Source organism: Micromonospora sp. NBS 11-29, from assembly GCF_002140155.1.
Classification (GTDB): domain Bacteria; phylum Actinomycetota; class Actinomycetes; order Mycobacteriales; family Micromonosporaceae; genus Micromonospora.
Genome location: NZ_NAPR01000006.1, coordinates 367,071 through 388,441 on the forward strand (window position 1 = coordinate 367,071; position 21,371 = coordinate 388,441).

Annotated in this window: 29 protein-coding genes and 3 pseudogenes; 1 reads left to right on the top strand and 31 read right to left on the bottom strand. The window is 70.4% G+C overall.

All coding sequences use genetic code 11. From position 1 onward, the window contains the following. Positions 1-61: 61 nt before the first annotated feature. From B1205_RS09365 to B1205_RS09380, 4 genes are all read right to left on the bottom strand, one after another. Positions 62-1,024 (bottom strand): aldo/keto reductase, encoded by a 963-nt coding sequence (locus tag B1205_RS09365; protein ID WP_176308504.1) that lies wholly within the window; start codon positions 1,022-1,024, stop codon positions 62-64. An 87-nt stretch (positions 1,025-1,111) separates the two neighbouring features. Continuing rightward, complete coding sequence (locus B1205_RS09370) at positions 1,112-1,909, bottom strand: nucleotidyltransferase domain-containing protein (protein WP_089155242.1); 798 nt, start codon at positions 1,907-1,909, stop codon at positions 1,112-1,114. Next, positions 1,906-3,585 carry an ABC-F family ATP-binding cassette domain-containing protein gene (locus tag B1205_RS09375; RefSeq protein WP_089155243.1) on the bottom strand — a complete coding sequence of 560 codons (1,680 nt, stop codon included), beginning with the start codon at positions 3,583-3,585 and terminating at the stop codon, positions 1,906-1,908. The genes B1205_RS09370 and B1205_RS09375 overlap by 4 nt, the downstream gene beginning before the upstream one ends. Positions 3,586-3,626: 41 nt before the next feature. Next, the gene (locus B1205_RS09380) at positions 3,627-4,232 is read right to left on the bottom strand and encodes a class I SAM-dependent methyltransferase (RefSeq protein ID WP_089155244.1); all 606 of its coding nucleotides are present in this window, start codon (positions 4,230-4,232) and stop codon (positions 3,627-3,629) included. A gap of 114 nt (positions 4,233-4,346) precedes the next feature. On the opposite strand from B1205_RS09380, the gene B1205_RS09385 reads away from it, so the two are divergent. Then, positions 4,347-5,516, top strand: coding sequence for a hypothetical protein (locus B1205_RS09385; protein ID WP_254909811.1), 1,170 nt, complete (start codon positions 4,347-4,349; stop codon positions 5,514-5,516). Between the two features lie 30 nt (positions 5,517-5,546). Here the strand turns inward: B1205_RS09385 and truA are convergent, their stop codons facing one another. The 27 genes and pseudogenes from truA to rplB form a co-directional block, all read right to left on the bottom strand. Then, positions 5,547-6,380, bottom strand: coding sequence for a tRNA pseudouridine(38-40) synthase TruA (truA, locus tag B1205_RS09390; RefSeq protein ID WP_089155245.1), 834 nt, complete (start codon positions 6,378-6,380; stop codon positions 5,547-5,549). Between the two features lie 70 nt (positions 6,381-6,450). Beyond that, positions 6,451-7,014: a 50S ribosomal protein L17 gene (gene rplQ, locus B1205_RS09395; RefSeq protein ID WP_089155246.1), complete on the bottom strand. Its 564-nt coding sequence runs from the start codon at positions 7,012-7,014 to the stop codon at positions 6,451-6,453. Positions 7,015-7,048: 34 nt separating this feature from the next. Then, the gene (locus B1205_RS09400) at positions 7,049-8,071 is read right to left on the bottom strand and encodes a DNA-directed RNA polymerase subunit alpha (RefSeq protein WP_007073009.1); all 1,023 of its coding nucleotides are present in this window, start codon (positions 8,069-8,071) and stop codon (positions 7,049-7,051) included. Positions 8,072-8,165: 94 nt separating this feature from the next. Continuing rightward, positions 8,166-8,792: a 30S ribosomal protein S4 gene (gene rpsD, locus B1205_RS09405; protein WP_089155247.1), complete on the bottom strand. Its 627-nt coding sequence runs from the start codon at positions 8,790-8,792 to the stop codon at positions 8,166-8,168. A 14-nt stretch (positions 8,793-8,806) separates the two neighbouring features. Further along, positions 8,807-9,214 (bottom strand): 30S ribosomal protein S11, encoded by a 408-nt coding sequence (rpsK, locus tag B1205_RS09410; protein WP_014440747.1) that lies wholly within the window; start codon positions 9,212-9,214, stop codon positions 8,807-8,809. Between the two features lie 18 nt (positions 9,215-9,232). Then, entirely contained in the window at positions 9,233-9,613 is a 381-nt protein-coding gene (rpsM, locus tag B1205_RS09415) for a 30S ribosomal protein S13 (protein WP_013288614.1), read from the bottom strand. A gap of 208 nt (positions 9,614-9,821) precedes the next feature. Further along, positions 9,822-9,935: a 50S ribosomal protein L36 gene (rpmJ, locus tag B1205_RS09420; protein WP_012184307.1), complete on the bottom strand. Its 114-nt coding sequence runs from the start codon at positions 9,933-9,935 to the stop codon at positions 9,822-9,824. 93 nt (positions 9,936-10,028) lie between these two features. Next, the gene (gene infA / locus B1205_RS09425; RefSeq protein ID WP_007073013.1) at positions 10,029-10,250 is read right to left on the bottom strand and encodes a translation initiation factor IF-1; all 222 of its coding nucleotides are present in this window, start codon (positions 10,248-10,250) and stop codon (positions 10,029-10,031) included. A gap of 473 nt (positions 10,251-10,723) precedes the next feature. Beyond that, positions 10,724-11,575 (bottom strand): type I methionyl aminopeptidase, encoded by an 852-nt coding sequence (gene map / locus B1205_RS09430; protein WP_089155248.1) that lies wholly within the window; start codon positions 11,573-11,575, stop codon positions 10,724-10,726. 85 nt (positions 11,576-11,660) lie between these two features. Continuing rightward, positions 11,661-12,314: an adenylate kinase gene (locus tag B1205_RS09435; protein ID WP_089155249.1), complete on the bottom strand. Its 654-nt coding sequence runs from the start codon at positions 12,312-12,314 to the stop codon at positions 11,661-11,663. Further along, entirely contained in the window at positions 12,315-13,643 is a 1,329-nt protein-coding gene (gene secY, locus B1205_RS09440) for a preprotein translocase subunit SecY (protein ID WP_089155250.1), read from the bottom strand. A gap of 191 nt (positions 13,644-13,834) precedes the next feature. Then, a pseudogene (gene rplO / locus B1205_RS09445) lies at positions 13,835-14,263 on the bottom strand (50S ribosomal protein L15); the annotation flags it as partial. Beyond that, the gene (gene rpmD / locus B1205_RS09450) at positions 14,263-14,445 is read right to left on the bottom strand and encodes a 50S ribosomal protein L30 (protein WP_013473693.1); all 183 of its coding nucleotides are present in this window, start codon (positions 14,443-14,445) and stop codon (positions 14,263-14,265) included. The pseudogene rplO and the gene rpmD, both read right to left, overlap by 1 nt. Then, positions 14,445-15,059, bottom strand: a complete 615-nt coding sequence (gene rpsE / locus B1205_RS09455; protein WP_018784559.1) for a 30S ribosomal protein S5 — start codon at positions 15,057-15,059, stop codon at positions 14,445-14,447. The genes rpmD and rpsE overlap by 1 nt, the downstream gene beginning before the upstream one ends. Positions 15,060-15,092: 33 nt before the next feature. After that, the gene (gene rplR / locus B1205_RS09460) at positions 15,093-15,482 is read right to left on the bottom strand and encodes a 50S ribosomal protein L18 (protein ID WP_089155251.1); all 390 of its coding nucleotides are present in this window, start codon (positions 15,480-15,482) and stop codon (positions 15,093-15,095) included. Then, positions 15,479-16,021 (bottom strand): 50S ribosomal protein L6, encoded by a 543-nt coding sequence (rplF, locus tag B1205_RS09465; protein WP_089155252.1) that lies wholly within the window; start codon positions 16,019-16,021, stop codon positions 15,479-15,481. Before rplF ends, rplR begins: the two co-directional genes overlap by 4 nt. Before the next feature lie 73 nt (positions 16,022-16,094). Next, complete coding sequence (gene rpsH / locus B1205_RS09470; protein ID WP_018784557.1) at positions 16,095-16,502, bottom strand: 30S ribosomal protein S8; 408 nt, start codon at positions 16,500-16,502, stop codon at positions 16,095-16,097. Between the two features lie 98 nt (positions 16,503-16,600). Further along, the gene (gene rplE, locus B1205_RS31140) at positions 16,601-17,224 is read right to left on the bottom strand and encodes a 50S ribosomal protein L5 (RefSeq protein ID WP_089155253.1); all 624 of its coding nucleotides are present in this window, start codon (positions 17,222-17,224) and stop codon (positions 16,601-16,603) included. After that, positions 17,208-17,516, bottom strand: a pseudogene (gene rplX / locus B1205_RS09480) (50S ribosomal protein L24); the annotation flags it as partial. The gene rplE and the pseudogene rplX, both read right to left, overlap by 17 nt. Then, positions 17,513-17,881: a 50S ribosomal protein L14 gene (gene rplN / locus B1205_RS09485; RefSeq protein WP_007465279.1), complete on the bottom strand. Its 369-nt coding sequence runs from the start codon at positions 17,879-17,881 to the stop codon at positions 17,513-17,515. The gene rplN and the pseudogene rplX, both read right to left, overlap by 4 nt. A 97-nt stretch (positions 17,882-17,978) precedes the next feature. Continuing rightward, on the bottom strand, positions 17,979-18,260 hold the full coding sequence (gene rpsQ, locus B1205_RS09490) for a 30S ribosomal protein S17 (RefSeq protein ID WP_089155254.1): 282 nt from the start codon (positions 18,258-18,260) through the stop codon (positions 17,979-17,981). Then, entirely contained in the window at positions 18,257-18,493 is a 237-nt protein-coding gene (gene rpmC / locus B1205_RS09495; RefSeq protein ID WP_089155255.1) for a 50S ribosomal protein L29, read from the bottom strand. The genes rpsQ and rpmC overlap by 4 nt, the downstream gene beginning before the upstream one ends. Next, positions 18,493-18,918: a 50S ribosomal protein L16 gene (gene rplP, locus B1205_RS09500; RefSeq protein WP_073834927.1), complete on the bottom strand. Its 426-nt coding sequence runs from the start codon at positions 18,916-18,918 to the stop codon at positions 18,493-18,495. The genes rpmC and rplP overlap by 1 nt, the downstream gene beginning before the upstream one ends. 4 nt (positions 18,919-18,922) lie before the next feature. Continuing rightward, positions 18,923-19,795 (bottom strand): 30S ribosomal protein S3, encoded by an 873-nt coding sequence (gene rpsC / locus B1205_RS09505; protein WP_088973240.1) that lies wholly within the window; start codon positions 19,793-19,795, stop codon positions 18,923-18,925. Further along, positions 19,795-20,250 (bottom strand): 50S ribosomal protein L22, encoded by a 456-nt coding sequence (gene rplV, locus B1205_RS09510; protein ID WP_089155256.1) that lies wholly within the window; start codon positions 20,248-20,250, stop codon positions 19,795-19,797. The genes rpsC and rplV overlap by 1 nt, the downstream gene beginning before the upstream one ends. 40 nt (positions 20,251-20,290) lie before the next feature. After that, positions 20,291-20,572: a 30S ribosomal protein S19 gene (rpsS, locus tag B1205_RS09515; protein ID WP_007073032.1), complete on the bottom strand. Its 282-nt coding sequence runs from the start codon at positions 20,570-20,572 to the stop codon at positions 20,291-20,293. Between the two features lie 12 nt (positions 20,573-20,584). Continuing rightward, positions 20,585-21,369, bottom strand: a pseudogene (rplB, locus tag B1205_RS09520) (50S ribosomal protein L2). Positions 21,370-21,371 lie beyond the last annotated feature (2 nt).

Here is a 21,371-nt window from a genome sequence, read left to right on the forward strand (position 1 = left end):
CGCCGGTCTACAGTCCAACGAGGACAGCCGCCCGGGGAAGCGCCGGCGCCGCGGTGGGCTGTCAGAGGAGGGCGTCGAGGGCGTCGAGGTCCTCCTCGGTGGGCTGCCAGGTACCCGCCTCGGCGTTGGCGCGTACCTGCTCGGGCGTGGTCGCGCCGGCGATCACCGAGGTCACCGCCGGCCGGGCGGCCAGCCCGCCGATGGCCACCTGGAGCATGCTCACTCCGCGCTCGGTCGCGTACGCCTCGATCGCCTCGATGGTGTCCCAGCGTGCCGCGGCGAGCCGCTCGGCGTACCGGCCGCCCCCGGCCAGCCGGCTGCCCGCCGGGGGCGCCTCGTCCCGCTTGTACTTTCCGGTGAGCAGCCCGTTGGCGAGCGGGAAGAACGGCAGCATGCCGAGGCCGAACCGCTCGCAGGCCGGGATCACCTCGTCCTCCACGCCCCGTTCCAGCAGCGAATAGTGGTTCTGCGCGGAGATGAACCGGGTGCGCCCCTGAGAGGAGGCGGTCCAATCGGCGTCGGCGATCTGCCAGCCGGCGAAGTTGGAGTTGCCCAGGTAGCGCACCTTGCCGGCGGTCACCAGGTCGTCCAGCGCGGCGAGCGTCTCGTCGATCGGCGTGCCGGGGTCGGGCTCGTGCATCTGGTAGAGGTCGATGTGGTCGGTGCCGAGCCGGCGCAGCGACGCCTCGACCGCGCGGGCGATGTAGCGGCGGGCACCCCGGGCGCCGTGGTCCGGCCCGTTCGCGCCGTGCATGTCCATGCCGAACTTCGTGGCGAGGACGACGTCGTCGCGGCGGCCCTTGAGCGCCTGCCCGAGCAGTTCCTCGGAGCCGCCCTGCGGTTCGCCGTAGATGTCGGCGGTGTCGAAGAAGTTGATCCCGGCGTCGAGTGCGGCGTCCACGACCGCCCGGGTGCCGTCGAGGTCGAGCTTGCGGCCGAAGTTGTTGCAGCCGATCCCGACCACGGACACCACGAGCCCGGAGTCGCCCAGCCGGCGATAGGTCATCTCACTCACGAGTTCCACCCTATGCCCGCCGCCAGGCCCCCACCCGGCGAGCGCCGTCGCGGGCCAGCGCCGCGAGGTGGGATCGCCAACCCCCGCGTCCGCCCGTCAGCCGAGCACGTCGCGCGCCAACGCGCGGGCGTCACCGACCGTCGCCGCCAGCTCCCCCGGGGTACGCCCCGCCGCGCCGAGCAACGCCTGCGCCCGGTCGGTGAACCCGGCCGGCGCGCCCGGCAGCCGCCCCGCCGACGCGATCATGCCCTTCTCGTTGACCAGCCACCGCCCGGCCCGCCCGTGCAGCGCCTGCGTCAGCACCCCGACCACCCGGAACAGGCAACCGGCGACGTACCCGGCGTCGCCTCCGGTCGCGCCCTTCGCCGCGGCGTCGAGCAGCAGGCCCGCTTCCCAGCCGCCGGCCACCAGCGCCGCGCCGAGCGCCGGTGGGTAGTCGACGGTCTCGGCCCGCAGCGCGGTCAGCTCGCCGGTCGGGTCGCCGAGCACCCAGCCCAGCGCGACCTCACCGGCGTAGGCGTGCGAGTAGAACCCGAGCGGGTGCCCGGCCTGCACCGCGACCGTGTAGCGGCCGGCCCGGCAGTCGGCCCAGACCCCGCGTACCCGGTCCAGGTCGCGGTAGATCCAGTCCACCGCGACCCCGCCGACGCGCAGCCAGCCACCGCCGTCGACCCACGGTCCCCAGCCACCCGGCGCGGTGAGGTCCACCGGACCGTCGGCGACCGACGCGGCCACCGCGCGCAGCCCGGCCACGTCCGGCGTACCCCGGTAGTAGAGGCCGACGTCCCAGTCGGAGTCGGGGCGGTGGTCGCCGCGGGCCCGGCTGCCGCCGAGCGCCACCGCGACCACGCCGTCGACCGCGCAGAGCCGGGCGGCGAGTTGCGCGTCGATCATCCGACGTCCCAGACCGGTTCCGGCGTCTCCACCACGTCGCCGTCGCCGCGGAACAGCACGAACCGGTCGAAGGTACGGGTGAACCACCGGTCGTGCGTCACCGCGACGACCGTGCCCTCGAACGCGGTCAACCCGGCTTCGAGCGCCTCGGCGGAGGCCAGGTCGAGGTTGTCGGTCGGCTCGTCGAGCAGCAGCAGCGTGGCCCCGGACAGCTCCAGCAGCAGCACCAGGAAGCGGGCCTGCTGGCCGCCGGAGAGCGTGCCGAACCGCTGGTCGCCCTGGGCGGCCAGCTCGTAGCGGGACAGCGCCGCCATGGCGCCGTGCCGGTCCATGCCGGCCCGGTGCTCGTCGCCCCGCCACAGGATCTCGACGAGCGTCCGTTCCATCAGCTCCGGCCGGTCGTGGGTCTGCGAGAAGTGCCCGGGTCGGACCCGCGCGCCGAGCCGGACCGTGCCGCCGTGCGCGACCGGCGCGAGCGCGCCGGCGCCGTCGACCGGCGTGTTGCCCGGCTCCGGGTCGGTGCCGCCGCGGGCCAGCAGCCGCAGGAAGTGCGACTTGCCGGTCCCGTTCGCGCCGAGCACCGCGACCCGGTCGCCGTACCAGAGTTCCAGGTCGAACGGGTAGGTCAGGCCGTCGAGCTCAAGCTGGTCGGCGATCACCGCGCGCTTGCCGGTCCGCCCGCCGGTCAGCCGCATCCGGATGTCCTGGTCCTTCGGGGGTACGGGCGGCGGCCCGGCCTCCTCGAACTTGCGCAGCCGGGTCTGCGCGGCCTGGTAGCGGGAGGCCAACCCGTCGTTGTACGCGGCCTTCTGCTTGTACATCAGCATCAGCTCGCGCAGCTTCTGGTGTTCCTCGTCCCAGCGGCGGCGCAGTTCGTCGAGGCGGGCGTGCCGGGCCACTCGCGCGGAGTGCCAGCTCGCGAAGCCACCGGGGTGCACCCAGGCGCTGCCGCCCTCCACGGCCACCACCCGGTCGGCGGTCTGCGCCAGCAGTTCCCGGTCGTGCGAGACGTAGAGCACCGACTTGCCGGACTCACGCAGTCGCGACTCCAGCCAGCGTTTGCCGGGCACGTCGAGGAAGTTGTCCGGCTCGTCGAGCAGCAGCACCTCGTCCGGGCCGCGCAGCAGCAGTTCCAACGCGAAGCGCTTCTGCTGGCCGCCGGAGAGCGTGCGCACCGGCCGTTCCCGGGCGGTGTCCCATGGCAGGTCCAGCACGATGGTCGCGACGGTGTCGAAGAGCACCTCGGCGTCGTACCCGCCGGTCTCGCCCCAGGCGGCCAGCGCGTCGGCGTACGCGAGCTGGGCCTTGCCGGCGGCGGAGCTGAACTTGCCGCGGACCTCGGCCGTCCGCATGGCCGCCTCGGTCTCGGCGAGCCGGTGCCCGGCGTCGCGCAGCGCCGGTGGGGCGAGCGACAGGGCCAGGTCGGCGAGCGTCGAGTCGTCGCCGATCATGCCGATGAACTGCCGCATCACGCCCAGTCCACCGGAGCGGGCGATCGCACCGGCGCGGACCGGGAGGTCACCGGCGACCATCCGGAGCAGGGTCGTCTTGCCGGCCCCGTTGGGGCCGACGAGCGCCACCTTGGCGCCCTCACCGACCCGGAACGACACCTCGCGGAAGAGTTCCCGCCCGTCCGGGAGGGTGTGCCCGACCGCTGCCACGTCCACGTATCCCACGCGGGCATCCTGCCCGAGACCGCCGCCCGGACGACACCGGATTACCGGGTGACCCGGAGCACCCGGTAGCCCTTCTGGCTGGCGTGCCGCTGCGCCTGCCAGCCCTGCCCGACCAGCCAGCGGTGCAGCGAGTCGCCGCCGAGGTGCCGGGCGACGACCAGCCAGGCCACGCCGTCCGGGGTGAGCCGGGGCAGCCAGCGCAGCAGCAGCTCGTGCAGTTCGTTCTTGCCGATGTGGATCGGCGGGTTGGACCAGATCTGGGCGAAGGTGACGTCCGCCGGCATCTCGTCCGGGGCGACCGCGCGGACCCGGTCGGCGGCGCCGATCCGGTCGGCGTTGGCGGTGGTGAGCGCGCGGGCCCGCTCGTTGACGTCGACCGCCCAGACGGTGGCGGCCGGGGCGACGGTGGCCAGCACGCAGGTGATCGGCCCGAACCCGCAACCGACGTCGAGCAGCGGACCGGTGACGTCGGCGGCCGGCAGTTCGGCCTTGCGCAGCAGCACGGCGGTGCCGGGGTCGAGCCGGTCGGCGGAGAAGACGCCGCCGGCCGAGGTGAGGGCGTAGTCGCGCCCGGCGACGGAGAACTCGACCTCACGGGTGCGGGCCGGGCTCGTGGGTTCTGCGGTGAAGTAGTGGTCGCCGGTCACGCCGGCATTCTCGCATCGGCGGGCGGGCGGTACGCCGTCCAGGGGTCGACGCCACCTCGCCAGAATTTCCCGATATTCCCCCTGAAAGGGATAATAGGCCCTACTCTATGCCACATGGTGTATCGGTACGAGTCCGATGAGGACGCCTTCCTGGAATACCCGCAGCCCGGGTCGGCCCCGACCGAGCTCGGAGCCCCGACGCCGCCACCGGCGGGTCCCTCGCCCTCCCGCTTCCCCACCCCGTCGCTGACGCCGGCCGAGTTCACCACCCCGGGCGTCGACGAGGCCCGGGCGCCGGCTCCGGCACCCCCGGCTCCGGCGCCTCCGGCACCGACACCCGGCGGACCCGTGCCGCCCCGCGAGCCCATCCCGGTGCCGCAGCCCGCGCCGCCGGCACCGGCGCCCGTACCGGCCGCGACGGCGCAGCCGACCGTGCCGATCCCGGCCCGGCCGGCCGCCCGGTCGGGCGACCGGCTCGAACCGGCCCGGAATCGCCGCGCCGACCGCCGCGGCGGCCGGGTCTGGCAGACGCTGATCGGCGGCGCCGCCGTGCTGCTCCTGCTCTCACTCACCGGGCTGGCCGTCGCGGCGCTGCTCGACGAGCGCGCCACCACCGGACCGACGAGCCAGCCGACACCACAGCCGACGGAGACGGAGACGAGCGACGACGGCCGGTCCGACCTCGACTCCCGCGACACCGACCAGGCGGCGCTCACCGTCAAGGAGGTCTTCCCCGGCAAGCAACTGGTGGTCGCCTCCGGCAAGCCGGCCTACCGGGTGCTCAAGACCCAGGCGAACGCGAACTGCGCGGTCGCAGCCACCGGCGAGATCGCCGACCTGCTGGTCCGGCTCGGCTGCAACCAGGTCGTCCGGGGCACGCTCCGCTCCCCCGACGGCGACCACCTGCTCACCGCCGGCCTGCTGAACCTGACCGACGTGGCCAGCGCCCAACGGGTACGCGACCGGATCCGGCCGCTGCTGGACGGCCGGCAGGGACGGTTCCGCGGCATGGCCGCGAACGAGGACTCCCAGGCGGTGGAGAAGGCCGCCGCCCGCGTCGGCTGGCAGGTACGCGGCCACTACGTCGCCTACTGCGTGGTCACCCGGGCGGACGGGGAGCGGATCCCCGCCGACGACGCCACCGCCCGCGAGATCATGTACGACCTGATCGAGCTGCACCTGAACCGGGGGGTGCTGGACCGCCGGGCTTCCGCCGGAACCGCCGGCCAACCCGTCGACACACCCACCGAGAACAGCGCCGGCCAGCGCGGTTCGGGCGACTGAACCGACCTCGCCCGCGCCGGTCGTGCGCGCTCAGCCCTCGACGACCGGCACCCGCAGCCGGCGGGTGAGGTCGGCGCGGCGGGCGTAGTCGGCGGGGTCGGCCGGGTAGCCGACCTCGACCAGGGCCAGGCCGTGCGCCGGCGCCACGGTCACCTCGCTGGCGCGTTCCCGGCGGCTCAGCAGACCGGCCGGCCACTGGACCGGCCGCCGGCCGTCCCCGGCGACCAGCATCGCGCCGACCAGGCTGCGCACCATGTTCTGGCAGAACGCGTCGGCCCGCACGGTGGCGACCAGGATCCCGTCCGGGTCACGCCGCCAGTCCAGCCGGGTCACCTCGCGCAGCGTGGTCGCGTTCTCCTTGCGCCGGCAGTACGCGGCGAAGTCGTGCTCGCCGACCAGGCCGGCCGCGGCGGCGTTCAGCGCCGCCAGGTCGAGCGGCTTCGGCCAGGCCAGCGTGTCCCGCCGACGTAGCGGCTCGGCGCCCCAGGGCGCGTCGGTGACCCGGTACTCGTAGCGACGGAAGGTGGCCGAGAAGCGGGCGTCGAAGTCGGCCGGCACCTCGGTCATGGCGCGTACCCGGGCGTCCGGCGGCAGGAGCCGGGCCAGCCGGCGCAGCAGCCGCCCCTCGTGCTCCCGCCACACCTCGGTCGGCAGGTCGAGATGGCAGACCTGCCCGGTGGCGTGCACCCCGGCGTCGGTGCGGCCGGCCACGGTCAGGCCGGTCACCGTGCCCGCGCCGAGGACCAGGTCCAGCGTCGCCGTCAGGACCCCGGCGACCGTGCGCCGGGTGGGCTGGGGGGCCCAGCCGGAGAAGTCCGTGCCGTCGTACGAGACGTCCAGCCGCAGCCGGGTCCGCTCGTCCACCTCGTACCTCCTGTCGACGGCGACGGGCCCGGCACCCCCGTGGGGATGCCGGGCCCGGTCGAGCCTGATCTCAGGCCTTGTCGTTCTCGGTGGTCTCGTCGCTGTCCTCGCGGGCGGCGGCGGTGTCACCGGAGGCGGAGACCGGAGCCTCGGCGTCCTGGTCGGCGACCTCGCTGGAGCGCGGGGTCTCCTCGGCCGGGGCCAGGGCCTCGACCTTGTCCTGCTGCGCGGCCTTGCGGGCGGCGGTCTTCTTGTTCGCCTTCGGCTCGGCGACCTGAAGCTCCTCCACCAGCTCGATGATCGCCATCGGAGCGGCGTCACCCTTGCGCGGACCGGTCTTCACGATCCGGGTGTAGCCACCGTTGCGGTTGGCGTACCGGGGCGCGATCTGGTCGAACAGGGAGTAGACCACGTCCTTGTCCTTGACGACGCCCGCCACCCGCCGACGCGAGGCGAGGTCGCCGCGCTTGGCCTTGGTGATGAGCTGCTCGGCCAGCGGGCGGAGCCGCCGGGCCTTCGTCTCGGTGGTCTGGATCTTGCCGTGCTGGAACAGCGCGGTGGCCAGGTTGGCCAGCATCAGCCGCTCGTGCGCGGGGCTGCCGCCGAGGCGGGGGCCCTTGGTGGGCGTGGGCATGCTTGGTGCTCCTCAGGTGTGGCGGCAGCGCGGACTAGAGCTGCTCGGTCTCGCGGTAGTCGTCGGTGTCGTAGTCGGCCTCGCCGAAGGCGTCCACGACGTGCGCCGGGTCGAAGTTCGGAGCCGAGTCCTTCAGCCCCAGGCCCATCCCGGCGAGCTTCATCTTGACCTCGTCGATCGACTTCTGACCGAAGTTGCGGATGTCGAGGAGGTCGGCCTCGGTACGCCCGATCAGCTCACCAACGGAGTTGATGCCCTCGCGCTTGAGGCAGTTGTAGGAGCGGACGGTCAGGTCCAGCTCCTCGATCGGCAGAGCCAGGTCCGCCGCGAGCTGGGCGTCCTGCGGGGACGGCCCGATGTCGATGCCCTCGGCGGTCTCGTCCAGCTCACGGGCGAGGCCGAACAGCTCCACCAGCGTCGAGCCGGCGGAGGCCAGCGCGGTACGCGGACCCATCGACGGCTTGGTCTCGACGTCGATGATCAGCCGGTCGAAGTCGGTCCGCTGCTCGACGCGGGTCGCCTCGACGCGGTACGTCACCTTGAGCACCGGCGAGTAGATCGAGTCGACCGGGATCCGGCCGATCTCGGCGCCCGCCTGCTTGTTCTGCGCCGCCGTGACGTAGCCCCGACCCCGCTCGACGGTCAGCTCCATGTCGAGCCGGCCCTTGCCGTTGAGGGTGGCGAGCTTCAGGTCCGGGTTGTGCACCGAGACACCGGCCGGGGGCTGGATGTCACCGGCGGTCACGTCGCCCGGGCCCTGCTTGCGCAGGTACATGCTGACCGGCTCGTCGTGCTCGGAGCTGACGCACAGCTCCTTGATGTTCATGACGAGCTCGACCACGTCCTCCTTGACCCCGGGGATCGTGGTGAACTCGTGCAGCACACCGTCGATCTTGATCGAGGTGACCGCCGCACCGGGGATGGACGACAGCAGGGTACGCCGCAGCGAGTTGCCGAGCGTGTAGCCGAAGCCGGGCTCCAGCGGCTCGATGGTGAACCGGGAGCGGGTCTCGTTGATCGACTCTTCGGAGAGAGACGGTCGCTGGCTGATGAGCATCTTTTCTCTTCTCTTCCGGGGCGCCCGCTATTTGACGCCCACGACACAACTGTTCCGGTGGCCCGCCCCGGGGGACGGGCCACCGCAACGGGCCCTACTTGGAGTAGAGCTCGACGATCAGCTGCTCCTGGACCTGGGTGTCGATCACCTGACGGGCCGGGAGCGAGTGCACGAGGACCTTCATCTGGCTGGGGATGGCCTCGAGCCACGCCGGGACGGTCTTGGAGCCGGCCTCGGCCTGCGCGACGATGAACGGGGTGAGCTCCTTGCTCTTGCCCCGGACCTCGATGATGTCGTGCTCCTTGACGCGGAACGACGGGATGTCGACCTTCTTGCCGTTCACCGTGAAGTGACCGTGCTTGACCAGCTGACGGGCCATGTCCCGGGACTTGGCGTAGCCGGCCCGGTAGACCACGTTGTCCAGCCGCGACTCGAGGATCTGGAGCAGAACCTCACCGGTCTTGGCCTTCTTGCCCACGGCCTCTTCGTAGTAGCCGCGGAACTGCTTCTCCAGCACGCCGTAGACACGACGGGCCTTCTGCTTCTCACGGAGCTGGAGCAGGTACTCCGTCTCCTTCGTGCGGCCGCGGCCGTGCTGCCCGGGCGGGAACGGCCGGGACTCGAACGGGCACTTCGGGCCATCGCACTTGCTGCCCTTGAGGAACAGCTTCATCTTCTCCCGCCGGCAACGGCGGCAGTCAGCACCGGTGTAACGAGCCATCTCTCTCTAACCTCTCAGACCCGGCGACGCTTCGGCGGACGGCACCCGTTGTGCGGCTGCGGCGTGACGTCGGAGATCTGCCCGACCTCGAGGCCGGCGGCCTGCAGCGAACGGATGGCGGTCTCCCGGCCGGAGCCGGGGCCCTTGACGAACACGTCGACCTTGCGCATGCCGTGTTCCATGGCCCGACGCGCGGCGGCCTCGGCGGCGAGCTGCGCGGCGAACGGGGTCGACTTGCGGGAGCCCTTGAAGCCCACCTGGCCGGAGGAGGCCCAGGAGATGACCGCACCGGTCGGGTCCGTGATGGACACGATGGTGTTGTTGAAGGTGCTCTTGATGTGCGCCTGCCCGTGGGCGACGTTCTTGCGTTCCTTGCGCCGGACCTTCTTGACGGCGGCTCCGGCACGAGCCTTCGGTGGCATAAGTCTTCTGCGCTCCTATTACTTCTTGCCGGGCTTCTTCTTGCCGGCCACGGTCCGCTTCGGGCCCTTCCGGGTCCGCGCGTTGGTCTTGGTGCGCTGACCACGCACGGGCAGACCGCGGCGGTGCCGGATACCGGCGTAGCAGCCGATCTCGACCTTGCGGCGGATGTCAGCGGCGACCTCGCGGCGCAGGTCGCCCTCAACCTTGTAGTTGCCCTCGATGTGGTTCCGGAGCTCGACCAGCTCCTCGTCCGTGAGGTCCCGAACGCGCTTGTCCGGCGAGATGCCGGTCGCGGCGAGCGTCTCCAGGGCGCGGGTGCGACCGACCCCGAAGATGTAGGTGAGCGCGATCTCCATCCGCTTCTCGCGGGGGAGATCCACGCCGACTAGACGTGCCATGTGCGGGCGTACTCCTCGTGATGTTGTGGCGGAGGTGTGGACCCGTCCCACCCCGCTGACCGACCGTCCCTGTCCTTCCGGCGTTCGCACGCCGGCGACCGGGATCGGTCGCTGCCCGAGCGGGCCCCGGCCTCCGACCGGGGGTCAACCACGAGGGGTACGCGCTGCGTACCGTCCGCGGCTGGGACGAGCTTGGTGATGTGGGGCGTCAGCCCTGGCGCTGCTTGTGGCGCGGGTCGGTGCAGATGACCATGACCCGGCCGTGCCGGCGGATCACCCGGCACTTGTTGCAGATCCTCTTGACGCTCGGCTTGACCTTCACGGTTGCCTTACTTCCCATCTGGCCCGGAGCCGCGACGCAGCGCGACCCGGACGTCGAAGACGGACACGGGAACGGTCCCGGCCGCCGTCAGGCTTACTTGTAGCGGTAGACGATGCGCCCGCGGGTCAGGTCGTACGGCGAGAGTTCGACGACGACCCGGTCTTCCGGCAGGATGCGGATGTAGTGCTGCCGCATCTTGCCACTGATGTGAGCCAACACCTTGTGGCCGTTCGCGAGCTCCACCCGGAACATGGCGTTCGGCAGGGGCTCGATGACCCGACCCTCGATCTCGATGGCTCCGTCTTTTTTCGGCATGTCCTCCGCTGTCCTGACGTCGGTTACTCCGGACGGCCCACAACGTCTTACACGGGCGACCCGACCAAGATCAGGAAACCCGCGCCAGCCGCGGCTCCGACTCCCACCGAAGCGCAGGGTGGGCATGGCGGAGTGGACGCTGTGCGCCGATCTGAAAGTGTACGCCGACACGAGCAGTGCCGCCAAACCGGCCGGCCGTCCGGCCCCCTGCGCGGTGAATTTCCGGCCCGACTGTGACCAGCGGCACGGCGAGGGGCGTACTCGCCGCGCCCCGACCGCCCTGCTCATGTGATCCACACCAGCCCGCCGAAGCGGCGGTATCAGCCGCACTCCGTCCCCACCACTTCGCCGAACCGGCGGCGATCCGGGGACGCCCCCGACCCCACCACCTCACCGACCTGAAATCGATCAAGCGGCGGCTGCGGGCGGAGCACCGCCGGCCGGGATCGCGCGGTGACGGCTCACCGGCGCGGTCAGATGGCTGGGGAATCCGCGGGCTGGCGGGACGTGACCAGGTCACCGAGCCGGGATCGACCGCCGTCCTCGGCGGTCAGCACCCAGACACCGTCGGCCAGGAGCGCCATCGAGTGCTCGACGTGCACCGCCATCGAGCCGTCCCGCGTCACCACGGTCCAGCCGTCGGCCAACTCGGTCGTACGCGGGGAGCCCATCGTGATCATCGGCTCGATGGCGAGCGCCAGGCCGGGCACCAGGCGCGGTCCCTTGCCGGGGCGCCCGTGGTTGAGCACATGCGGATCCTGGTGCATCTCGGTGCCGATGCCGTGGCCGCCGTAGCCCTCGACGATGCCGTACCGGCCCCCCTTGCGGACCGCGGTCTCCACCGCGTGCGAGATGTCGGTGAGCCGGCCCCTCCCGGAGGCCGCTCCCCGGGCCGCGGCGGCGATCCCGGCCCACATGGCGTCCTCGGCCACCTCGGCCATCCGCAGCAGGGCCGGGTCGACCTCCCCCACCGGCACCGTCACCGCCGCGTCGCCGTGCCAGCCGTTCAGCACCGCGCCGCAGTCGATCGAGATCAGGTCGCCCTCGCGCAGCGTCTGCGCCGGCGACGGGATCGCGTGCACCACCTGCTCGTTGACCGAGGAGCAGATCGACGCCGGGAAACCGTGGTAGCCCTTGAACGACGGAACGGCGCCGGCCTCCCGGATGGTGGCCTCGGCGATCGCGTCGAGGTCGGCCGTCGTCACACCGGGCGCGACCGCCTCCCGCATCCGGCGGAGCGCTCGGGCGACCACCAGACCGGCGGCCCGCATCAGCTCGATCTGCTCGGGGGTCTTCAGCTGGATGTCCAGCTGGGGACGGCGCATGACGGCGACACCTTTCGTTTACGCGGAACAGCGGGGCACGTCGCGCGTACCCCGCTGTTCGAACTCTATCCGCCTGGTGGCGACGTCAGCCGCCGTACGATCGCAGCGCGTCGATGGCGCGGACGGTGACGTCCTCCACCGGCCCGGTCGCGTCGATGCCGACCAGCTTGCCCTGGGCGCCGTAGTAGTCGACCAGCGGCGCGGTCTTCTCGGCGTACTCCCGCAGCCGGGCCGCGATGGTCTCCGGCTTGTCGTCGTCGCGCTGGAACAGCTCCGCGCCGCAGCGGTCGCAGATGCCGTCCCGGGTGGTCGCGTCGAACTCGACGTGCCAGATCTTGCCGCAGCCGCGGCAGGTGCGCCGGCCGGAGAGCCGCCGGATCACCTCGTCGTCGTCGACGACGAGCTCCAGCACCAGATCCAGCGCGCCGCCCAGGTCGGCGAGGAGCTTGTCCAGCTCGGCCGCCTGCGGCGTGGTCCGCGGGAAGCCGTCGAGCAGGAACCCCTCGCCGGCGTCCGGCTCGGCGAGCCGGTCCCGGACCATGTTGATGGTGACGTCGTCCGGGACCAGCTTGCCGGCATCCATGTACCGCTTGGCCTCGACTCCCAGCGGCGTGCCTTGGGTGACGTTGGCCCGGAAGATGTCACCGGTCGAGATCTTCGGCACCGCCAGGTGTGCGGCGATGAACTCCGCCTGTGTGCCCTTGCCCGCGCCCGGCGGGCCAACCAGAACGAGTCGCATCTACCGCAGGAACCCTTCGTAGTTCCGCTGCATGAGTTGGCTCTCGATCTGCTTCACGGTCTCCAGACCGACGCCGACCATGATGAGCACAGCGGTGCCGCCGAACGGGAAGTTCTGGAACTGCTGGTTGTCCAGCCAGATGAAGAAGAAGTTCGGCAGGATGGCGACGATGCCCAGGTACAGCGCGCCCGGCAGGGTGATCCGGCTGAGGATGAAGTCGAGGTACTCGGCGGTCGGCTTGCCCGGACGGATGCCCGGCACGAACCCGCCGTACTTCTTCATGTTGTCCGCGACCTCGGTCGGGTTGAACGTGATCGACACGTAGAAGTACGTGAAGAAGATGATCAGCAGGAAGTAGATCGCGATGTGCTCCGGCGCGCTCGCCTTCACGATGTGGTTCTGGATCCACGCCTGGACCTTGCCCGGGTCGTTCGGATCGAAGAACTGGAGCGCGAGCTGCGGCAGGTAGAGCAGCGACGAGGCGAAGATGACCGGGATGACGCCGGCCTGGTTCACCTTGAGCGGGATGTAGGTCGACGTGCCGCCGTACATCCGCCGGCCGATCATGCGCTTGGCGTACTGCACCGGGATCCGACGCTGGGCCTGCTCGATGAACGTGACCGCGGTGATGACCAGCAGCACCAGGACGATGACGAGGAGGAACCAGCCCCAGCCCTTCTGGGTCTTGATCTTCCAGCCCTCGCTGGGGAGCCGAGCCGCGATCGAGGTGAAGATCAGCACCGACATGCCGTTTCCGACGCCCCGGTCGGTGATCAGCTCACCGAGCCACATCACCACGCCGGTGCCGGCGGTCATCGTCATGACCAGGATCGTCAGCGTCATCCAGTCCGGGATGCCGGTGCCCTTGGGCACGATCGGGAACTGGTCGCACTGGTTGTTGAACAGCTGCCCGGAGCGGGCCAGCGCCACGAACGCCGAGGACTGGAGGATGCCCAGGCCCAGCGTCAGGTAGCGGGTGTACTGGGTGATCTTCGCCTGGCCGGCCTGGCCCTCCTTGCGGAGCTGCTCCAGGCGCGGGATCACCACCGTCAGCAGCTGCAGGATGATCGACGCGGTGATGTAGGGCATGATGCCCAGCGCGAAGACCGAGAGCTGGAGCAGCGCCCCGCCGGAGAAGAGATCCAGCAGGTTGAGCACCCCGGTGCTGTTGCCCTGGATGGTGTCGAGGCACTTCTGGACGTTGCCGTACGAGACGCCCGGGCTGGGCAGCGTGGCGCCCAGACGGTAGACCGCGATGATGCCTACTGTGAACAGCAGCTTCTTGCGCAGGTCAGGCGTACGGAACGCACTGAGAAAGGCGGACAGCAACTTCTTCCTCCTGCGCGACGCGGGCCGCCGGTGATCCTGGCGGGGCGGGGTGGGTGCCGGACGGAGTGCCCGGTATCCATGGCTGGGATCGGACTCTAACAGCCCGAACCCCGTCCGGGCAGATGTGCCCGGCTACATAAAACGAATCCGATGTTACCCGCCGCACACGCGACCGGTACACCATGACGNACCGAGCCGCCGGCCGCGGTGATCTTCTCCTTGGCCGACGCGCTGAACGCGTGCGCCGACACCTGGAGAGACACGCCACCGAGGTCGCCGGTGCCGAGCACCTTGACCGGGTGGCCCTTGCGGACCGCGCCGGCCTCGACCAGCTCGACGGGGCCGACCTGGCCGCCGTTCGGGAACAGCTCGGCGAGCCGGTCCAGGTTCACCACCTGGAACACGACCTTGAACTTGTTCTTGAAGCCCTTCATCTTCGGCAGGCGCATGTGGATGGGCATCTGCCCACCCTCGAACGCCGCCGAGATGTTCTTCCGGGCCTTCGAACCCTTGGTACCGCGACCGGCGGTCTTGCCCTTCGACCCCTCACCGCGACCCACCCGGGTCTTCGCGGTCTTGGCGCCGGGCGCCGGGCGCAGGTGGTGCACCTTGATCGTCATTACTCGACCTCCTCGACCTTCACGAGGTGGTTGACCGTGAAGATCATGCCGCGGATCTCCGGCCGGTCCTCCTTGACCACCACGTCGTTGATCCGCTTGAGACCGAGCGAACGCAGCGAGTCACGCTGGTTCTTCTTGGTCCCGATCTCGGACCGGACCTGGGTGACCTTCAGACGTGCCATCAGGACGCCACCCCCGCACGCGACGCCAGCATGGCGGCCGGCGCGACGTCCTCCACCGGCAGGCCACGACGCGCCGCGACCTGCTCGGGGGACTCCAGCCCCTTCAGGGCCGCCACGGTGGCGTGCACGATGTTGATCGGGTTGGACGAGCCGAGGCTCTTGGAGAGCACGTCGTGGATGCCCGCGCACTCCAGCACGGCACGCACCGGACCACCGGCGATGACACCCGTACCGGCGGAGGCCGGCTTGAGCAGCACCACACCGGCGGCGTCCTCGCCCGTGACCGGGTGCGGGATCGAGGCACCGATCCGCGGCACCTTGAAGAAGTGCTTCTTGGCCTCCTCGACACCCTTGGCGATCGCCGCGGGCACCTCCTTGGCCTTTCCGTAGCCCACACCGACGGTGCCGTCGCCGTCGCCCACGATCACCAGGGCGGTGAAGCTGAAGCGACGACCACCCTTCACGACCTTGGCGACGCGGTTGATCGCGACGACCCGCTCGAGGTGCGGGGTCTTCTCGACGGGCGCGTTTCCGCGGCCGCCCTCACGGCGGTTGTCGCGGCGACCACCCTCGTTGCCACCGGACCCGCCGCCACGGCGCTGTTGACCTGGCATCAGCAGCCTTCCTTCTCTCTCGTGACGGGGTTTCTAGAACTCGAGCCCGGCTTCGCGGGCGGCGTCGGCAAGCGCGGCGACCCGCCCCGCGTACCGGTTACCGCCGCGGTCGAAGACGACCTTCGAGACGCCGGCGGCCTTGGCACGCTCGGCGAGCAGGGCGCCGACCTTGCCGGCCAGGGCGCTCTTGTCGCCCTCGGCGCCACGCAGCGAGGCGTCCATGGTCGAGGCCGACGCCAGGGTGTGACCCTTGGCGTCGTCCACGACCTGGGCGACCATGTGCCGCAGGGAGCGGGTGACGACCAGGCGGGGACGCTCGGCGGTGCCGTTGACGTTCTTGCGGACCCGGAAGTGCCGACGCGCACGCCCGACGGCACGCTTGGCGGCGACGCCGCGGCGGCGCTTGAGCAGCGTGGCGCTCACTTCTTACCTGCCTTTCCAGCCTTACGGCGGATGACCTCGCCCTGGTACTTCACGCCCTTGCCCTTGTAGGGCTCCGGCGGGCGGATCTTCCGGATGTTGGCGGCGACCTCGCCGACCTGCTGCTTGTCGATGCCGGCGACGTGGAACAGCGTCGGCCGCTCGACCGTGAAGGTGATGCCGTCCGGCGCCTGCACCAGGACCGGGTGCGAGAACCCGAGCGCGAACTCCAGGTCCTTGCCCTTGGCGGTCACCCGGTAACCGGTGCCGGCGATCTCCAGGCTCTTGCGGTAGCCCTCGGTCACCCCGACGATCATGTTGGCCACCAGCGTACGGCTCAGGCCGTGCAGCTCCTTGGCCTTACGCTCGTCGTTGGGCCGGTTGACGTGCAGCTCGCCGTCCTCGCTGCGCTCCGCCGTGATCGGCTCGGCCAGCACATGGCTCAGCTCGCCCTTGGGGCCCTTGACCTTGACGGTCTGGCCGTCGATCGTGATGTCGACGCCGGCTGGCACCGGGATCGACTTGCGTCCAATACGCGACATTATCGATCAATTCCTTCGTTCGCGACTGCGGGGCTCCGCTGCGCTTCGCTCCTCGCGCTCACGCCGGCTCCCGTTACCAGACGAAGGCGAGGACTTCCCCGCCAACGCTCCGCTTGCGGGCCTGCCGGTCGGTGAGCAGCCCCTGGGACGTCGAAATGATCGCCACGCCCAGCCCGCCGAGCACCCGCGGGAGCCCGTCCGACTTGGCGTACACCCGGAGACCGGGCTTGGACACGCGCTTGATGCCGGCCAGGCTCCGCTCGCGGTTCTGGCCGTACTTCAGCTCGACGACCAGTCGCTTGCCGACGGCGCCCTCCTCGGGCTCCTCGACCGACCAGGTGGCGATGTAGCCCTCGGACTTGAGGACCTCGGCGATGTTCGCCTTGATCTTCGAGTACGGCATCGTCACCCGGTCGTGGTACGCCTGGTTGGCGTTACGCAGACGCGTGAGCATGTCTGCGATCGGGTCGGTCATCGTCATGAAAACTCGTCAACCTTTCTCGCCGGGGTTCCCCGGGCCAGGCCCGGGGCCTACGGCGAAGAGACAGTTCAGCTGACGCGCCGGAGCGCGCCGGGCTATTACCAGGAAGCCTTGGACACGCCGGGCAGCTCACCGCGGTGGGCCATCTCCCGGATGCACACCCGGCAGAGACCGAACTTGCGGTAGACCGCCTTCGGACGCCCGCACCGCTGGCAGCGGGTGTACGCGCGAACCGAGAACTTCGGCTTCGCGGCCGCCTTGAGGATCAGCGCCTTCTTGNGATCGATCTTGTCCTGGTCGATCTCGTGGAACACCGACTGCTCGGTCAGACCGAACGTGTAGTTGCCGTGCCCGTCGAGCTTGCGCCCGTCCAGACCGCGGAAGTCACGGATACGCGGCAGCGCGATGGACAGCAGCCGGTCCAGGAACTCCCACATGCGGTCGCCCCGCAGGGTGACCTTCGCGCCGATCGGCATGCCCTCACGGAGCTTGAACTGCGCGATGGACTTGGTCGCGCGCCGCACCAGCGGCTTCTGGCCGGTGATGGTGGCCAGGTCGCGGACCGCGCCGTCGATCAGCTTGGCGTCGCGAGCGGCCTCGCCGACACCCATGTTGACGACGATCTTGACCAGCCCCGGCACCTGCATGGGGTTGCCGTAGGTGTACTGCTTCTGCAGCTCGGCCACGATCTCGTTGCGGTACCGCTCCTTGAGGCGCGGCAGGGNGGACCTTCTGGCCGTTGTCGTCGATCCGGTAGCCGACGCGGGTCGGCTTGCCGTCGGAGTCCAGGACCATCACGTTCGAAACGTGGATCGGGGCCTCCTGGGTGACGATGCCACCGGTCTTGGCGCCACGCTGGGTGGTGCTGATACGGGTGTGCTTCTTGACCCGGTTCACGCCCTCGACCAGGACCTTGTCCTGCCGCGGGTAGGCCGCGATGACCTTGCCCTTGGCACCCTTGTCCTTGCCGGCGATGACGACGACCGTGTCGCCCTTCTTGACCTTCACGGTCACAACACCTCCGGCGCGAGAGAGATGATCTTCATGAACCGCTTGTCCCGCAGCTCACGGCCGACCGGGCCGAAGATACGGGTGCCGCGCGGGTCCCCACCGTCCTTGATGATGACGGCGGCGTTCTCGTCGAAGCGGATGTACGACCCGTCCGGCCGCCGCCTCTCCTTGGCGGTCCGAACGACGACGGCCTTGACGACGTCGCCCTTCTTCACACCGGCACCGGGGATCGCGTCCTTGACCGTGGCCACGATGACGTCGCCGATGCTCGCGTAGCGCCGACCGGAGCCACCGAGAACCCGGATGCACAGGATCTCCCGGGCACCCGTGTTGTCGGCGACACGCAGTCGCGACTCCTGCTGAATCACGTCTATCTCCTATGTCTGCCGGTTCTCCGGCCGCCGGGGGCGGCCGGAGCCTGGCGGAACCTGCGCCCGACCGATACCGGCCGAGCTCGAGCCTTCGCTACTTGGCCTTCTCGAGGATCTCCACGAGCCGCCACCGCTTGGTGGCGGAGAGCGGCCGGGTCTCCATGATCAGGACCCGGTCGCCGATGCCGGCCGAGTTCTGCTCGTCGTGCACCTTGAGCTTGCGGGTACGGCGCATGATCTTGCCGTACAGCGCGTGCTTGACCCGGTCCTCGACCTCGACCACGACGGTCTTGTCCATCTTGTCGCTCACCACGAGGCCCTCACGGACCTTACGGCGGGCCCGCACGTCGGCGGTGGTGGTGGTGTTCTCACTCATGATGCAGTCACCTCAGTCGGCGCGGCCGAGAGACCCAGCTCACGCTCACGCATGATCGTGTAGATCCGGGCGATCTCCCGACGGATGACCTGCAACCGCCGGTTGTTGTCCAGCTGCCCGGTCGCGCCCTGCACGCGGAGGTTGAACAGCTCCGCCTTCGCCTCACGCAGCTTCGTGACCAGCTCCTCGTCGGAGGCTTCACGCAGCTCGGAGGCCTTGACGCCCGCTGCCATCAGGATTCACCCACTTCGCGCGTAACAATGCGGCACTTCATCGGGAGCTTGTGGATCGCGCGACGCATCGCCTCTCGCGCGATCTGCTCGTTGGGGAAGGACATCTCGAAGAGGACCCGCCCCGGCTTGACGTTGGCGACCCACCACTCGGGCGAACCCTTACCGGAACCCATCCGGGTCTCGGCCGGCTTCTTGGTGAGGGCCTGGTCCGGGAAGATCGTGATCCAGACCTTGCCGCCACGCTTGATGTGGCGGGTCATCGCGATACGCGCCGACTCGATCTGGCGGTTGGTCACGTACGCCGGCTCCAGAGCCTGGATCCCGAACTCGCCGAACACCACCCGGTTACCGCCCTTGGACGCGCCGTGGCGGTCCGGGTGGTGCGGCTTGCGGAAGCCCTTCGGGGGCTTGCGCGGCATCAGCATCTTCTCAGCCCTCCTGCTGCGTTTCTGCCGGCTGAGTCGCGGCCGCAGCCACGGCTCCAGCGTCGACCGGGTCACCGGCCGGCGTCTCCGCCTGCTGCGCGATGGTGGTCGCGGCAGCCCGGCCGGCCTCGGTGCCACCGGCGGTCGTACCCGACGAGCCCGACCGGCCACGGCGCGGCCGCTCCGGCCGGTCGCCACGGTCACGGCGCGGGCCGCGCGACGGGGCGGCCTCGGCCGGGGCCTCGCGGCCCGGGACGGCGTCGCCCTTGTAGATCCAGACCTTCACGCCGATCCGGCCGAAGGTGGTACGGGCCTCGAAGAAGCCGTACTCGATGTTGGCCCGCAGCGTGTGCAGCGGAACCCGACCCTCGCGGTAGAACTCGGTCCGGCTCATCTCGGCGCCGCCGAGACGGCCCGAAACCTGCACCCGGATGCCCTTGCAGGCCGGGTTCTTCATCGCGGACTGCATCGACTTGCGCATGGCCCGACGGAAGCTGACCCGGCTGGACAGCTGCTCGGCGACGCCCTGGGCGACCAGCTGCGCGTCCGACTCGGGGTTCTTCACCTCGATGATGTTCAGCTGGACCTGCTTGCCGGTGAGCTTCTCCAGCTCACCGCGGATCCGGTCGGCCTCCGCACCCTTACGGCCGATGACGATGCCCGGCCGGGCGGTGTGGATGTCCACGCGGACCCGGTCCCGGGTGCGCTCGATGTCGACCTTGGAGATGCCGGCACGCTCGAGGCCCTTGGACATCATCCGGCGGATCTTGACATCCTCGCCGATGTAGTCCTTGTAGAGCTTGTCCGCGAACCAGCGGGACTTCCAGTCGGTCGAGATGCCGAGCCGGAACCCAGTGGGGTGAACCTTCTGACCCATTACTCGGCACCCTCCGTCGTGCTCTCCGCCTGCGCCGGCTCGGCCTGCTTGGCCGGAGCGGCCTTCTTGGCCGACTTCTTCGGCGCGGCCGGCGCCACCGCCTCGACCGCCACGGTGATGTGGCACGTGCGCTTGCGGATCCGGTACGCCCGGCCCTGCGCCCGCGGCCGGAACCGCTTCATCGTCGGGCCCTCGTCGACGAACGCCTCGCTGACGAGCAGCGCGTCGGGGTCCAGCCGCTCGTTGTTCTCCGCGTTGGCGATCGCGCTCGCGAGCACCTTGTACACCTGCTCGCTCGCAGCCTGCGGCGCGAACTGCAGCACCGTGAGCGCCTCCTTCGCGGGCAGGCCGCGGACGAGGTTGACCACCCGGCGCGCCTTCATCGGCGAGATGCGCACGTGCCGCGCAACCGCCCGCGCGCCCGGAAGCACCGGAGCGTCGCCCTTTCCTGGCATCGCTGTAACCCCTTGTTCCTCTATCCGTATGCCCGCGGCGTCAGCGCCGGCGGCTCTTCCGGTCGTCCTTCTCGTGACCCTTGAACGTACGGGTCAGCGCGAACTCGCCGAGCTTGTGCCCGACCATGGCCTCGGTCACGAAGACCGGGACGTGCTTGCGTCCGTCGTGCACGGCGATCGTGTGACCCAGCATCTCCGGGATGATCGTCGAGCGCCGCGACCAGGTCTTGATCACGTTCTTCGAGCCCTTGTCGTTCTGCGTCTCCACCTTCTTGAGCAGGTGGTCGTCGACGAACGGGCCCTTCTTCAGGCTGCGAGGCATGTCTTATCTCCCTCAGCCGCGCTTACGCGTGGCGTAGCGGCGGCGGACGATCAGCCGGTCGCTCGGCTGGCCCTTACGACGGGTGCGGCCCTCGGGCTTACCCTGCGGGTTGACCGGGTGGCGACCACCGGAGGTCTTACCCTCACCACCACCGTGCGGGTGGTCGACCGGGTTCATCGCGACACCACGGACGGTCGGGCGCTTGCCCTTCCACCGCATCCGGCCGGCCTTGCCCCAGTTGATGTTCGACTGGTCGGCGTTGCCGATCTCACCGATGCTGGCGCGGCAACGGACGTCCACCCGCCGGATCTCGCCGGACGGCATACGCAGGGTCGCGTACGCGCCCTCGCGGCCGAGCAGCTGGATGCCGACGCCGGCCGAACGGGCCAGCTTGGCGCCGCCGCCCGGACGCAGCTCCACGTTGTGGATGGTGGTACCGACCGGGATGTTGCGCAGCGGCAGGTTGTTGCCGGGCTTGATGTCGGCGCCCGGACCGGACTCGACGCGGTCGCCCTGCTTCAGGTCCTTCGGCGCGAGGATGTAGCGCTTCTCGCCGTCGGCGTAGTGCAGCAGNCGCCGTCCTTGTCGACCCGCTTGAAGTCGATCAGACGGTACTGGCGCTTGTGGCCGCCACCGTGATGCCGCGTGGTGATCCGGCCGTGGGCGTTGCGTCCGCCCTTCTTCGGCAGCGGAGCCAGCAGCGACTTCTCCGGCGTGGACCGGGTGATCTCGGCGAAGTCGGCAACGCTCGAGCCACGCCGGCCCGGCGTCGTCGGCTTGTACTTACGGATAGCCATTG

Excerpts from the sequence above, each read along its gene's own strand:
- rplP (WP_073834927.1), bottom strand. The coding sequence starts at position 18,918 with ATGCTGATGCCGCGCAAGCCCCCGAAGGGCTTCCGCAAGCCGCACCAC.
- B1205_RS09400 (WP_007073009.1), bottom strand. The coding sequence starts at position 8,071 with ATGCTCATCAGCCAGCGACCGTCTCTCTCCGAAGAGTCGATCAACGAG.
- rpmC (WP_089155255.1), bottom strand. The coding sequence starts at position 18,493 with ATGGCAGCGGGCGTCAAGGCCTCCGAGCTGCGTGAAGCCTCCGACGAG.
- rpsE (WP_018784559.1), bottom strand. The coding sequence starts at position 15,059 with ATGCCAGGTCAACAGCGCCGTGGCGGCGGGTCCGGTGGCAACGAGGGT.
- rpsS (WP_007073032.1), bottom strand. The coding sequence starts at position 20,572 with ATGCCTCGCAGCCTGAAGAAGGGCCCGTTCGTCGACGACCACCTGCTC.
- rplF (WP_089155252.1), bottom strand. The coding sequence starts at position 16,021 with ATGTCGCGTATTGGACGCAAGTCGATCCCGGTGCCAGCCGGCGTCGAC.
- rpsK (WP_014440747.1), bottom strand. The coding sequence starts at position 9,214 with ATGCCACCGAAGGCTCGTGCCGGAGCCGCCGTCAAGAAGGTCCGGCGC.
- rpsC (WP_088973240.1), bottom strand. The coding sequence starts at position 19,795 with ATGGGTCAGAAGGTTCACCCCACTGGGTTCCGGCTCGGCATCTCGACC.
- infA (WP_007073013.1), bottom strand. The coding sequence starts at position 10,250 with ATGCCGAAAAAAGACGGAGCCATCGAGATCGAGGGTCGGGTCATCGAG.
- B1205_RS09435 (WP_089155249.1), bottom strand. The coding sequence starts at position 12,314 with ATGCGACTCGTTCTGGTTGGCCCGCCGGGCGCGGGCAAGGGCACACAG.
- rpmD (WP_013473693.1), bottom strand. The coding sequence starts at position 14,445 with ATGGCACGTCTGAAGGTCACCCAGGTCCGGTCCGAGATCGGGACCAAG.
- rpsM (WP_013288614.1), bottom strand. The coding sequence starts at position 9,613 with ATGGCACGTCTAGTCGGCGTGGATCTCCCCCGCGAGAAGCGGATGGAG.
- rpsQ (WP_089155254.1), bottom strand. The coding sequence starts at position 18,260 with ATGAGTGAGAACACCACCACCACCGCCGACGTGCGGGCCCGCCGTAAG.
- rplV (WP_089155256.1), bottom strand. The coding sequence starts at position 20,250 with ATGCCAGGAAAGGGCGACGCTCCGGTGCTTCCGGGCGCGCGGGCGGTT.
- B1205_RS09385 (WP_254909811.1), top strand. The coding sequence starts at position 4,347 with ATGGTGTATCGGTACGAGTCCGATGAGGACGCCTTCCTGGAATACCCG.
- B1205_RS09370 (WP_089155242.1), bottom strand. The coding sequence starts at position 1,909 with ATGATCGACGCGCAACTCGCCGCCCGGCTCTGCGCGGTCGACGGCGTG.
- rpsH (WP_018784557.1), bottom strand. The coding sequence starts at position 16,502 with ATGACGATGACCGACCCGATCGCAGACATGCTCACGCGTCTGCGTAAC.
- rpsD (WP_089155247.1), bottom strand. The coding sequence starts at position 8,792 with ATGGCTCGTTACACCGGTGCTGACTGCCGCCGTTGCCGGCGGGAGAAG.
- map (WP_089155248.1), bottom strand. The coding sequence starts at position 11,575 with ATGCGCCGTCCCCAGCTGGACATCCAGCTGAAGACCCCCGAGCAGATC.
- rplQ (WP_089155246.1), bottom strand. The coding sequence starts at position 7,014 with ATGCCCACGCCCACCAAGGGCCCCCGCCTCGGCGGCAGCCCCGCGCAC.